The 12453-nt window shown below is 72.6% G+C and carries 9 protein-coding genes; 5 read left to right on the top strand and 4 right to left on the bottom strand.

Features of this window, described 5'->3' with window-relative positions; genetic code table 11:
* Positions 1-140 precede the first annotated feature (140 nt).
* Positions 141-407 (top strand): hypothetical protein, encoded by a 267-nt coding sequence (locus ACFV1W_RS24015; protein ID WP_380419279.1) that lies wholly within the window; start codon positions 141-143, stop codon positions 405-407.
* A gap of 1026 nt (positions 408-1433) precedes the next feature.
* Entirely contained in the window at positions 1434-1715 is a 282-nt protein-coding gene (locus ACFV1W_RS24010; protein ID WP_380419327.1) for a MerR family transcriptional regulator, read from the top strand.
* Positions 1716-2071: 356 nt separating this feature from the next.
* On the opposite strand, the gene ACFV1W_RS24005 is transcribed toward ACFV1W_RS24010, so the two are convergent.
* The 3 genes from ACFV1W_RS24005 to ACFV1W_RS23995 form a co-directional block, all read right to left on the bottom strand.
* The gene (locus ACFV1W_RS24005) at positions 2072-3298 is read right to left on the bottom strand and encodes an LCP family protein (RefSeq protein ID WP_380419278.1); all 1227 of its coding nucleotides are present in this window, start codon (positions 3296-3298) and stop codon (positions 2072-2074) included.
* A 55-nt stretch (positions 3299-3353) separates the two neighbouring features.
* Complete coding sequence (locus ACFV1W_RS24000) at positions 3354-3866, bottom strand: SigE family RNA polymerase sigma factor (RefSeq protein WP_380419326.1); 513 nt, start codon at positions 3864-3866, stop codon at positions 3354-3356.
* Positions 3867-4233: 367 nt separating this feature from the next.
* On the bottom strand, positions 4234-4635 hold the full coding sequence (locus ACFV1W_RS23995; protein WP_380419277.1) for a hypothetical protein: 402 nt from the start codon (positions 4633-4635) through the stop codon (positions 4234-4236).
* A gap of 439 nt (positions 4636-5074) precedes the next feature.
* Here ACFV1W_RS23995 and ACFV1W_RS23990 point away from each other — a divergent pair, with 439 nt between their 5' ends.
* The 3 genes from ACFV1W_RS23990 (at position 5075) to ACFV1W_RS23980 (ending at position 10035) form a co-directional block, all read left to right on the top strand.
* The gene (locus ACFV1W_RS23990) at positions 5075-5824 is read left to right on the top strand and encodes a hypothetical protein (RefSeq protein WP_380419276.1); all 750 of its coding nucleotides are present in this window, start codon (positions 5075-5077) and stop codon (positions 5822-5824) included.
* A 1187-nt stretch (positions 5825-7011) separates the two neighbouring features.
* On the top strand, positions 7012-7491 hold the full coding sequence (locus tag ACFV1W_RS23985) for a hypothetical protein (RefSeq protein ID WP_380419275.1): 480 nt from the start codon (positions 7012-7014) through the stop codon (positions 7489-7491).
* 450 nt (positions 7492-7941) lie between these two features.
* Entirely contained in the window at positions 7942-10035 is a 2094-nt protein-coding gene (locus ACFV1W_RS23980; protein ID WP_380419274.1) for an alpha-galactosidase, read from the top strand.
* Positions 10036-10118: 83 nt separating this feature from the next.
* Here the strand turns inward: ACFV1W_RS23980 and ACFV1W_RS23975 are convergent, their stop codons facing one another.
* Positions 10119-12221: an NEW3 domain-containing protein gene (locus tag ACFV1W_RS23975; protein ID WP_380419273.1), complete on the bottom strand. Its 2103-nt coding sequence runs from the start codon at positions 12219-12221 to the stop codon at positions 10119-10121.
* Between the last annotated feature and the right edge of the window lie 232 nt (positions 12222-12453).

Below are 12453 nucleotides of genomic sequence, written 5' to 3'. Positions count from 1 at the left end.
CCGGCCCTGGCGTGAGTGTGCGGGCCCGTCGTCGGCGGTGAGGGTGCCCCTGAGACTACCGCTGCCGCCTCGCCCTCGACGACGGCGCCCGTCTGCACATCGACGGGCACACCGCCGGAGCCTCCGGCCTGGGCCGCGCGGTGGTGGAGCAATGTCCCCGGGCGCGCCGGCTGCAGGGGGACGAGTGGCAGGAACGGGCGGGCGGCTGGTTCCTCGCCGGGGCGGCGGTGTTCCTGGCGGTGGGCGTCTCGCTGGTCGCCTACCTCGTGAGCCACGCCGACGAGGACACGCAGAACGTCAGTGACGGTGTGACCATGGCGGTCGGACTGGGCCTGCCCGTGTGCGCGATCGGCGCGATCACCTGCATCGTGCTGTACATCCGCCACCGGATGTACAGCCCGCGCTGACCCCCGGCCCGCACCCTGCCCGCCGGCCGGCCCGAGCCGGACGTACCGCTTCTCGGCGACTGGCACACCGCGACGCACCCCGTTCTTCGACCTGTCGACCGGACGCTCGTCCGTTGAGGGCCGTCCCAGGTGCTGTGGGCACCAGGTGTTCCACTTCCGTCTCCTGCGCGGCGCTGCTTGCTCGCGTCCGCGCGCGGCGGCGGCTCGGGGGGTGCCGCCGCCGCGCGACGGTAGGTTACCTGGCTCCCGGATAGTCCAAAATCTATGCTCGCCGGAGTAGACATTCCTCGCGGGCGGGTCTAACGTTTTTCTCGTGAGCAGCAGTCGGTGATACCGGCCAGACACGAACTGGCCGGGCTGTTGGACAGAAGATCGCGGTTCGGTCCGGCAGTGGAGCCCCGGAGCCAGGCAGATGCAGGACGGCGACGGGACTGACTGCCGGACCGGGCGGCCCGCAGGCATCAGGGGCTGCCACGCAGTTCAGTGGTTGCAGTATCAGCAGTCGCGAAGACACGCAGGACCTCGGCAAAGGCGTCATGACTGCGGCGCGCGTGTCGAGGGGTCCGAGCAGCGGTTTCCAGCCCACCGCGGGCCCGATACGGCCGGCGGGGCTGGGTTGCCGGACCGGGTGGCCGTCACGGCCACCCAGCAGTCCAGCAGGTGCAGTACCAGCAGTAGTGAAGATGACAGTCAGTTCAACGGAGAAACGGAGGGTGCAAGCGCCATCAGGATCGCCCGGCCCGTGAACACTCGCCCGGGCGGACACCGCAGACCCCAACGCAAGGACGGTGGTTTCCGGTCACGCATACGCGATCCCCGCATCCCCTTCACCCGGGGCGCTGCGGACGTAACAGAACCGGCCCAGGCCGGTAGATGGTGTTGTTCCCCTTCGGGGCCCCGGAGCCGCCACACGGCGCCGGGGCCCCTCGACGCGTTCTCCCCGAGAACCAGAAAGGTGCAGTGACTACAACGACCAGCCCCGACACACCCGACAAACTCGACGACGACGACTACCCCGCCTACACCATGGGCCGCGCCGCCGAGATGACCGGCACCACCCCCGGCTTCCTGCGAGCCCTCGGCGAACACCGCCTCATCACCCCACTGCGCTCCGACGGCGGACACCGCCGCTACTCCCGCTACCAACTACGCATCGCCATGCGCGCCCGCGACCTCGTCGACCAGGGCACCCCCATCGAGGCCGCCTGCCGCATCATCATCCTCGAAGACCAACTAGAGGAAGCCCTGCGCCTCAACGAACAACTCCGCCGCTCCGGGCACAGCCAGGAACCGCCCGCGGACACCTGACCACCGATCGGCACCGGGTCCCGCCCGGGCACCCGACAGGTCTCGGGCCTCTGCTCGTCCTGCCTGCCGGCGCAGTCCGCCGCCGGGAGGAGCAGAGCCGGGACGGTGGGCGGCTGCGATGTCGGCGCCGGTGGTGGGTGGGCGCCGTAAGTGGAGGTACCGGTGGGGTCAGTGCGGCCCCGCCGGATGTCCGTCGGCCGTCGCCGCGCCGTCTCCCCGGACCCGCCACCGCGGCCGCCGTCTGCGTCGAGTGGCCGCCCGTGCACGGCCGGACCGTCGCCACCGCGCCGAGCGGTACGAATCCGACCACGATCCCGCCGAGGCGGCGCTGCCGCAGCCCGTGGTGTTCCCCTCCCTCAGTCGACGCAGGGCACTCCGTTACCGGGCTTCCCGGAGTTCCCCGTCGGGGCTGCGCTCGGGCCTTCGTCGCCCGGGCCGTTGTTGCCCGTGGCCTCGCCGGTGAGGATCTCCTTGGCCCTGCCCGGTTCGACCACCAGCGCGTTCCCCTTCGGGACCACGGGCAGCGTCGAGGCCGCCGCCTGCCCGTGGGCGAGCGCGGGCACCTGGCGGACGAGGTCCACCGGGCTCCACCCCTTGTCGACCACCAGGTCGTCCTTCAACGCGTCGTACAGCGCCCCCAGCTTCCGGGCGTCCTCCACCACGCCGCCGTCGCGCAGCTTCTGCAGCACCCCCGCGAGGAAGGCCTGTGCGCGCCGGGTCCGTCCCAGGTCCGAGCCGTCGCCGACCCCGTGCCGTTGCCGGACGAAGGCCAGCGCCTGCGCGGGCCCGAGCTCCGAGCGCCCGGCGGGCAGCTTGGCCCCGCTCCACGGGTCGTCCACCGCGCGGTTGAGGCAGACCGGCACCCCGCCGACCGCCTGTGCGACCCGGTAGAACCCGGTCATCGAGACCTCCGCGAAGTGGTCCACCGGCACGCCCGTCAGGTCCTGGACCGCCCGGATCAGTGCGGCCCGCCCGGCCTCCCGTCCCCGCCAGCGCAGTTCGGCTCCGGAGATCCCCTGGCCCTGAACCCGGGGCAGTTCCGTGGTCTCGGCCTGCGTGTAGACCTGGTTGACGGTCGTCTGCCTGCCGCCGCCCGCGTCGACCAGTACGTCCCGGGGGATCGACAGCTGACGCACTGCCCCGCCGCCGGCCGGGATGTGCACCAGCACCATGGTGTCGGCGACGTCCACGTCGGCGTCCCCGGCGTGGAGCTCCCCGCGCCGGAGGTCGGCGGGCGCTGGTCGCCCCTGGGCGTCGGTGGTCGACCGCAGCCCGATCAGGAGGATGGTCACCCCGTGGTCGAGCGGCGCGGGCGCGCCCGTCGAGGAGGCGGTGGCCAGCGCCCCCGAGGTCCGTCCCGGCACCGCGGACGGGATGGTCAGCGCGCTCGCCCCCGCTGCGACGGCCACCGTCAGCGCGCCGGCCAGCAGCACCGTGCGCCGCCGCCGTCCCCGCTTGCGCCGCCGTCCGCTCTCAAGCCCGCCGTCCACCAGCCGGGCAGCCCGGTCCGCTCCGAGGTCGGCGCCGGCCCGTCCGAAGACCGTGCTCAGCTGCGTCTCGAATTCCTCGTCCCCGCCGGTCACTTCATCTCTCCCATCACCGAAGGTCCGTCCGTCACAACCGACTCGTCCCGTTCGCTCACGGCGCCACCAACTCCGCCAGGTCGGCCCCCAGCAGGGACCGCAGCCGGGCCAGCGCCCGGGTGCACCTGGTCCGGACCGCCGACGAACTGTCCTTGAGGATCACCGCGGTCTCCTGCACGCTGCGGTCCTCCCAGTACCGGAGCACCACCACAGCCCTGTCTCGCGGCGGCAGCTGGGCCAGGGCGCCGAGCAGCGCCATCCGCAGCGCCGCGTCCCGCTCGTGCGCAGACACCTCCGGTAGTACCTGGCTGGGCCGCTCGCCACTGCTGCGCCTGCGCTGGTGCGTCAGGAACGCGCGGACCAGCACTGTCTGCGCGTATCCCGCCGCGTTGTCGATCCGACCGGCCCAACCCGGCCGGTACAGCCGGTGCCACTGCGCGTACATCTGGCCCAGGGTCTCCTGCACCAGGTCCTCGGCCAGGTGCGCGTCGCCTCCGGTCAGGAAGTGCGCCGACCGGTAGAGCGGCCCGGAGCGGGCCGTCGCGAACGCGACGAACTCCTCCTCCATGGCCGCCCGCCGTCGAGCTTTGCCCACTGTCCTCTCCTGTCCCCTCGCGATATCCGCCCTATGACGTCGTGAGGGCAGCAGGATGTTTCAAAGAAATCTTCGAGGGCCGGATCAGGCGCTGCTTCCAGTGGCGGCGAGGCCGGCCGGCCAGGCGACCGGAGCTGGCTTGCGACTCGCCTTGAAGACCGGGCCGGCAGCATGTCAGCCGTTGCCACGAGGCTCGACGTCTCCTCGGCGTCCTCCGGGCCCGGGCGACCCGGAAGCGTCCGTGCGCCCACCGGTTCGTCGCCGCGAGGGAGGCCGTGCCCGCCCGGGTCCCGGTGCCACGGAATCAGCCGACACCCGTTCGCGGTGCACGCCGCGAGGGTCAAGGGCTGTCGGCGTGCCTGACAGGGGTGGCGAGCAGCAGGAGTCGGCCGGCCGCGGCGGCTGGGCGGAGGTCGAAGGCGCTGGTGAAGGCGCCGGTGACCAGCAGGAGGGTGTGCTGGTCGCGGAGGCGGCGGTGCCATTCCCGGGTGGCGGTGATGTCGCCGTCGAACCACGTCGTACCGCCCGGGCGGTGGATGGTCAGCCGGGTGCCGGTCATGACGGCGGACCAGCCGGGCTGCGGAGGGGCCGGGAGGGCACGGGCGGTGTCGCAGCCGGCCCAGCCGTCCTCGGGGAGGGGCAAGCGTCCGGGGTGCGCGGGGAAGACCAGCACGGGGCTTCGGTCGGGGAGCAGTTCCGGCCAGGGCAGGCCGTCCAGTCCGGTGCTGCTGACGATCTCCACGAGCGGTCCCCTTCCCCCGGCTCCGGCCCCGTCATCCCGGCGTCGGACAGATCACATCATCGACCAGGCAGCGCACTCGGGACGGCGAATCCTGAAAGATCAGCCGCACGCCCCGGCAGGCGCGCCGGGGAGTGCGGGAGACGACGTGCCTACGGACTGTTTCTGTGACCACCACCCCGGCCACGGCAAGTACTGGGTGGTCCCGGTGGATGGCCGGCGCGTCCTCGGCGGCCCGCCCGAGCCTCGTCGTGCCGGAGCCGTCGTGGGCTGAGGCGTATCCGCCGGTCGCCGCGATGGCGCTCCAGGAATGCAACGGCGGGTTGACGCCGCAGAAGACGGCTCCGAAGATGCAGGTCGCAGTGTGGTGGCGGTGAGCGGCAGCGGGGTAGAGATCGCACAGTCCCTGCGACATTCGCGCGGGCGGACGAGACGAGGAACCGTGGCAGAAAACCGTTTCAGTGAGACCATCGCCCAGCTGCAGGCGGAACTTCCCGACGTCGAGGCCCGGCGGCGGCGCCTGGAGGACGAGCTGACCGCCGCCGTGGCGCGCGAGAACGCCGTACGCAGTGCCATCGAGAGCCTGCAGGCCCTGGCCGGACCGCCGACCTCGCAGGACACCACGCCGGTGGGCAGCACCCCGGCAAAGGCGGACGACGCCGCCGAGGACCGGCCGCAGCAGCCCTCGGCCGAAGCCCGGCCAGTGCCGGAGCAGGGCCGGGAGCCGGCCGAGAAGGCCACCAAGCGCACGGACAGGGCCACGAAGACGGCGAAGAAGACCACCGCCAAGAAGAGCCCGGCCAAGAAGACCACAGCGAAGAAGGCGGCACCTGCGAAGAAGGCCGCGGCGAAGAAGGCCACCGAGGGCGCGCGGCCTCGCACCGCGGCGAAGAAGACGGTCGCGGCCCGGGGGACCGGCCCGGTGCGGACCGGCGTCCAGCCGGGCCCGCAGCAGAGCGAAACGGCTGCGCCCGCGCCCGGGCGGCGAACGACCGGTGCCACCTCTGAGAGCGCGCTGGGCGTGCTGGCCGACGCTCAGGGCCCGCTGCGCGCCCGGGAGGTGACCGTCCGGCTGGGGATCGAGGAGTCGGCGGACAACGTGAATGCGGTCCGCACCATGCTGGAGCGCCTGGCCAAGGCCGGCCGGGCGCAGCGCCCGGGCCGTGGCCTGTACGCGAAACTGGACGGCTGACCCGTGGGCCCGGTGTGAGGCCAGTCTGCCCGGGCGACGGCGTGGACGGCGGCCCAGGCCTCGCTGGACCGGGAGAGCGTCTTCGCCGAGGGTGACGGTGCGCGCGAGCGGGCCGCCGCCGGAACCGCGGCCGCCGAGGCGAAGCGGCGCGGTGCCTGGTGGCTCCGGTCCTGATCCCCGCGCCGCGTGCCGCCGGGCGTCGATCCGCAGCCACTCCACCGGCGCCGGGCGGGCACTGCGCCGGTCCTACCGGCAGGCAGCGTGGATGCGCCGTCAGCGCAAGGCCGAGGCCATCGCGCCCGGCCCCGACCACCGGGACCGGCCCCGACAACCCCCCGGCCGGAAACGAGAAGCGGATCCCGGCAACACTCTCCGGCCGGGCGGGATCCCCAGCCCGCGCTTCGGGGCCTGAACCGGTCCGGCTCCAGGCCCCGGGCCGCCTCGGCGGCGCGGTCGAGGGCGGTCTGGGCCTGCGGTACTCACCCGCCGCGGCGGGGTCGAGGGGCGCCGCACCGGGATCGACCAGCACGGCCGCCAGCTGCTCGCGCAGCTCTCCGATCACGGCCGCGGCGTCGCGCCGCTCCATCCGCCGGGCCGTCAGCGCCCCAGGGCGGAGCGGCCTTGCCGCAGCACCGAGGTGATCGACTGCTGCCGATCGCTCAGGCTGCTGTTCTCCCTGATCCGATGCGCCAGCTTGAGTGCCGCCTCGGCCTTGCGAAAGGCCGCGAGCTCGGCGGGGTCGGCATCCGTCTCGGACCGCTCGACCGCCGCCAGCCCGAGGTCCTCGCTGAGCCGTCGATCTCCAACTCGACCTCGACCGCGAGCCTCTTCGCAACCGGCTTGGCCGGCGGGGCCGACCGTACCGGCCGCGCCTCGGCGACCACGCTCCGGACCGGCTCCGCCGGCGGCGCCGATCGGACCGGCTGCGCCCCGGCAGTGTCGACGCTCTGCGCCTGGACCCGCCCGCCGTGCCCCCTGCCGAGCAGGAACCCTCCCACCGCGCCGCCGGCGAGCAGCAGGCCGACGACGACCCCGCCGACGAACACTCCGAGCAACGCATCCCCCCGTACCCCGTACCATCTCTCTTCCGGACAGCCTAGGCCGTTGCCTTGGGGACCAGGGGGCCGCAGGCCGGGCGGCCGACACACCATGGAACCCAACCACCGCGAAGGAAGAAGCACCCGACGATGCCGACGCACACCTTTCGGAGGCGGATCGCAGTCCGCGAGCGGGCTGTCCGGCGCTGGCTGCCGATGGCGTTCCGTACGGCGGGCTTCCTGCTGATGCCATGGATCGTCGTGCTCGCGATGTCGGTGAAGGGGCGCTTCGGCGCACGAAACCTCTCCAACTCCTGGGTGTGGCTGGACGTCATGGAGGTGGCGGCGCTCTTCCTGCTGGCCCGACTGGTGCGTCGCCGCCACCCGGCCACCAGCCCGACGGCCTCGGCCACCGCCGTCCTGCTGGGCCTGGACGCGTTCTTCGACCTGTGGTCGGCACATCGCGGCTCCGACTACCAGCTCGCGCAACTGCTCGCCTACGTGGCCGAGTTGCCGAGTGCAGCCATTCTTGCCATGCTCTCCTGGTATGCGCTGCCGTGGGCCGCGTCCGCCGCGCCAGCCGCAGGCCCCGACGTTTCGGCGCCGCCCCGGCGTGCTGCGGTGCGGTGACATGCACGGCGCCGAGGGTCGCCGTCGCACCCACGTCCTGAGCGCCCAGCAGCCTGCTCGCCGCCGTCCGCGGCCGAGTCGTCGGTGAGCCATCGGTTGAGGTCGGCTTGCCGACAGGTCTCCGGAGTGAGGTCGTGGGCGGCGTTGGGGTGCGTTGACGTACGGACAACAACTGCTGCGGAGTGACGGGGCGCCTGCTGTCCTGCGGGTGAAGTCGCATTGTGTTGAGTCTTGTCGGGTTCTGATGGGTGCAATATCGTATGGCACCACCGTCGCTTAGACGGCTGCTCCCCGTTGCGGTCGTCGCGCCCCCATGCGCAGTTCGAACGACGTCGCCGCGTCCGCACGTCCCGGTACAGATCGTCGGCACCGGTCCCATCCACCCGCGCCACGGCCGGCGCCCCTCGGCGGCCCGGGCCCGGCGCACTCACCCACCCGGGAAGCCCCCACATGCGCAGAACGCCACACCGGCTCGTCGGCTTGCTCGCCGTCACCGCCCTCGCGGCCTCCGGCCTCAGTGCCGCGGCACTCGGCACCGCCATCCCGGCCGTCGCCCTCGGCAACGGCAACGCCCTGACCCCGCCCATGGGTTGGAACTCCTGGAACAGCATCGGTGCCTACGTCACCGAGAACCAGGTCAAGCAGACCATCGACTTCATGGCGGCCAACGGCCTGGTCCAGGCGGGGTACGACACCGTCACCGTCGACGACGGATGGTCGATGCGCCACCGCGACGGCCAGACCACGGACTTCGCCAAGACCGCCGACGGTGCCATGCAGCTCTACGACGCCAACGGCACTCCGGTCAGCGGCGCCGACGGAGGCGGGAACGACACCACCAGCGGCCACCTGCTCCCCGCGCCCGACCAGTTCCCCGCGCAGACCGTCGACGGCAGGACGGTCAACGGGATCCAGTACCTGGCCTGGTACGCCCACAGCAAGGGCATGAAGTTCGGCCTCTACGCCACCGACACGTACACCACCTGCCAGGGCCACCCCGGCAGCCTCGGCCACGAGGCCACCGACGCCGCCGACTTGGTCTCCTGGGGCGTCGACTTCGTCAAGTACGACGACTGCCCGTACGGTCCCACCATCTACGGCCCCGACGGCTACGCCTACTACCCGCAGGGCGAGGGCAAGGAGCTCACCCAGTCCATCTACGCCCGGACCCAGGCCTTCCAGCGCGCCCTGGACGCGGCGACCGCCGCGGCGGGCAAGCCCAAGATCACGCTGAGCCTGTCCGCGCAGCCCGCGCACACCGGCATCCCCTCCCTGCTGGGCGCCGGCGATCCGGCCCGGACCGATCCGCTGATCACGGCCGCCGGCACCCCGCCGCACCAGGCGCCCGGCTACTCGCCCACCGGGATCTGGTGCGGCCAGGTCGCCAACATGTGCCGGATCGGCGGCGACCGCGACAGCGAACTGGACGGCGTGCTCTACAACGGCCAGCTCCAGACCGCGCTGAAGTACCCGGGCAACGTCCACCCCGGCAGCTGGAACGACCTGGACATGATGTTCGCCGGCTGGCAGGACACCTACGGCGTCTGGGGCGTGACCGACACCTCCCAGGGCCACAAGCCCTTCACGGACGACGAGTCGCGCACCGAACTGTCCGTGCTCTCGATGATGGCGGCCCCGCTCGTCTCCGGCGCCGACCTGCGCACCGCCGCCGACTCGCAGCACACCGCGAACGGGTACACCTGGTCCACCGGCATCAGCTCCTCCGCACTCGCGCTCCTCAAGAACCGCGACATGATCGCCATCGATCAGGACAGCCTCGCCAGGCCCGCCACCCTGGTCGGCAACCCTCCCTCCTCCCCGGTCGCCCCGGTGGTTCTCAAGCGCCAACTCGCCAACGGGGACCTGGCCGTGGCGCTGATCAACCAGGACCCGAACAACTGGGCCATGATCAGTGCCGGCTTCGCCGACCTCGGCCTGACCGGCTCGGGCTACGGCTACCGGGAACTGTGGACGGGCGCCACCGGCACCGCGACCGGCACCATCGGCGGCAACTGGATCCCTGCGCACGGCGTCGCGCTCTACCGCATCGCCGGCGCGGGCACCGGCACCGGCGGTGGCACCGGAGGCGGGCGGCCGGGCGTCGTGGGCGACGGCAAGTACCACGCGCTCGGCGCCGGCGGCACCGGGGGCCAGGCGCTCGAAGTCCAGGGCGGCTGCTCCGCGGCCGTCGGCGGCAACTCCGACATCAACGCCTACCAGAGCGGCAACACCGCCCAGCAGTGGATGTTCACGCCCGACGCCGATGGCACCGTGACGATCAGTGACAACTGCGCCACCGCGGCCCAGACCCACACCGTGCTCGCCGGCGGCAACGGCGTCGGCAGCGCCTACCTGCTGAATGCCACGCCCGGCAACCCCTGGCAGAAGTGGAAGGTCACCCAGAGCGGCAGCGGCGCGCTCACCGTCACCAACGTCGGCAACGGTCTGACACTGGACGTCGCCGGAACCACGGCCGGCTCCCCGGGCATGACCAATCCGGCCAACCCGGCTGCTGCCGGGCAGAGTTGGACCGTCCTGTCCTGACCGGCGCCGCTCGGAGCCCGTCGGACCGGTGTGCGGCGCCGGGGTACCAGCCCTGACGCCGCACACCGGGCGACGACCCGCGGTCAGCTCTGGGTGAAGCCCGTGAAGTCGGCCTCGCCGCTGGTGCCCGCGCTGTGCGAGGTGGTGAAGAGACCGACGTCCTGGCGTGCGGTCGCTCCCGGGACGCTGGCCTGACCGACCTTCGTCCAGGTGGTCCCGTCGGTGGAGCAGTAGCCGGTGTATGTCGAGCCGGCGCGGACCAGCTTCAGCCAGCTCGGGTAGGCCGCCGAGCCCGAACCCTGGTTCGCCGGAGCGCTGTTGGAGTCCAGCTTGCCGTCGCCGTCGCTGTCCCACTGCAGCACGTAGCCCTTGCCGGGGGCCTCGGCCAGGACGAGGTACCCGGCCGAACGGCCCGGCTGGGTGATGTCGTCGCGGACCATGATCCCGGCCTTGGCCCAGTCGCTGGTCGGCGCCTGCGCGGTGATCTTCACGACGGTGGTGGAGCCGTCGTGTTCGGCGCCCGGCCGGTAGACGGCGCTGTACTCGTCGACGTCGTAGTAGAGGTCGGCGCCCGCGCCGTCGATGGCGAACGTCCCGTCCTGGGCGCCGAAGACGGCGGTGGTGTCGGTGAAGGTCCGGAACGGCGCCTGCACGGGTGCGGCCAGGACGACCGGTGCGGGCGCGGTGACGCGCTGCGGGCCGCCCGGCCCGTGCGCGGTGGCGGTGCCGGTGAGGGTGGCCCGGGTGATCGGCGTCGGCAGGTGCGCCGGGGCGGTGACGCGGAACGCGGCCTGGGCCCCGCCGCCGGGCGGCACGTGCCCGAACCGGGTCTCCGAAAGCGGCGTCACCGCCCAGCCGGCCGGTGCGTCCAGTCCGAGCACCACGTCGTTCGCGGACTGCGCGCCGTTGTCGGCGAAGGTCGTGGTGACGGTGGCCGAGCCGCCCGGGATGAGGTCGGGCACCTTGGTGTCGAGGACGAGGTCCGGGTGCTGCCCGTCCGGATGGTCGGTCGGGGTGACCTTGTACATCACGGCGCCGTGGCCGGGCACGGTGGCGCTGACCGCGCCGGCGGTCTCGCCGGTGGTGTGCGCCCACAGGTCCCGGAGCAGGTACCCCTTGGCCGTCGGCAGGCCGATCGCGGCCGCTGTGGTCGATATCACCGCGGGCTGCGGGTTCTCGTTGAACAGGGTGACCGCGACCCCGCCGTCGGCGAGCGGCTTGGCCAGGACGTCCAGGCCGGCGGCCATGCTCACCGGCCGCCCCTGCTTGCCCAGCCGGTCCTGGTCGACGGAGACGACCTCGGTGTTGCCGTAGATCGCGAGGGTGTCGGCGCTCGCCTTGCGCAGGTCGGTGCCGGCGATCAGCGGGGCGGCCATCTCCGCCCACAGCGAGAAGTGGGCGCGGTCCTCGGTCGCCGTCATGCCGTTGCCGACCTCCAGCATGTCCGGGTCGTTCCAGCCACCCGGCCCCGCGGCGTCGGCGAGCTTGGCGTTGGCGTGGAAGATGTCCAGCATCCGGCCGAACGAGGCGTCGATGTCCCCGGTGGTGCGCCAGAGTTGGCCGACCGTACGGCCCCAGGTCCAGACGCTGTCCAGGCCCCAGTTGCAGAGGCTGTAGACGATCGGGCGGCCGGTCTTCGCCAGCGCGTCGCCCATGGCGCGGTAGCGCTGCTGCGAGGGCACGCCCTGGTTGTAGCAGTTGTCGTACTTGAGGTAGTCGACGCCCCAGGAGGCGAACGCGTTCGCGTCCTGCTGCTCGTGGCCCAGGCTGCCGGGGAAGCCCGCACAGGTCATCGTGCCGGCGCTCTCGTAGATGCCGAGCTTGAGGCCCTTGGCGTGGACGTAGGCGGCCACGCCGGTGATCCCGTGCGGGAACTTGACCGGGTCCGGGACGAGCCGGCCCTCGGCGTCGCGGGTCTTGGTCATCCAGCAGTCGTCGATGTTGACGTACTGGTAGCCGGCGTCCCGCAGGCCGGCCGAGACCAGTCTGTCGGCGGTCTGCTCGACGAGCTGCTCGTCGACGTCGCAGCCGAAGGCGTTCCAGTCGTTCCAGCCCATCGGCGGGGTCGGGACCAGCGTGGCGCCGGCCGACTCGGCGGCCGCGGCGGGGGTGCTGGTGAGGGGGACGGTGGCGAGCGGCGCCACTGCCAGCGAGGCCGCGAGTAACGCGGCCCACGTCTTGCGCATCGTGTCTCCTGGGTCCGGTCGGGGTGGTGCGGACGGTGGTACAGGAACGGGCACCCTGCGCAGGGCGGGGGAAAGCGAACCAAATCCAACAGACATAGTCAAGAGTCAACGCAAACAGACGGAAAACAACGGACCGAGGAAGGGGGAGCCGGGCGCGCCCCCCATCCCGGGCGCCGAGCGCGGGCAGGCCGCCGCCCATGCCGAAGGAGCCCACCGCGCCGCCGGTCAGGAC

Origin of the sequence: Kitasatospora sp. NPDC059648 (assembly GCF_042734825.1) — a bacterium.
GTDB lineage: Bacteria > Actinomycetota > Actinomycetes > Streptomycetales > Streptomycetaceae > Kitasatospora.
This window is presented reverse-complemented; position numbering and strand designations above follow the sequence as displayed.

Excerpts from the sequence above, each read along its gene's own strand:
- ACFV1W_RS24010 (WP_380419327.1), top strand. The coding sequence starts at position 1,434 with ATGGGCCGCGCCGCCGAGATGACCGGCACCACCCCCGGCTTCCTGCGA.
- ACFV1W_RS24000 (WP_380419326.1), bottom strand. The coding sequence starts at position 3,866 with ATGGAGGAGGAGTTCGTCGCGTTCGCGACGGCCCGCTCCGGGCCGCTC.
- ACFV1W_RS23985 (WP_380419275.1), top strand. The coding sequence starts at position 7,012 with ATGCCGACGCACACCTTTCGGAGGCGGATCGCAGTCCGCGAGCGGGCT.
- ACFV1W_RS23980 (WP_380419274.1), top strand. The coding sequence starts at position 7,942 with ATGCGCAGAACGCCACACCGGCTCGTCGGCTTGCTCGCCGTCACCGCC.
- ACFV1W_RS23975 (WP_380419273.1), bottom strand. The coding sequence starts at position 12,221 with ATGCGCAAGACGTGGGCCGCGTTACTCGCGGCCTCGCTGGCAGTGGCG.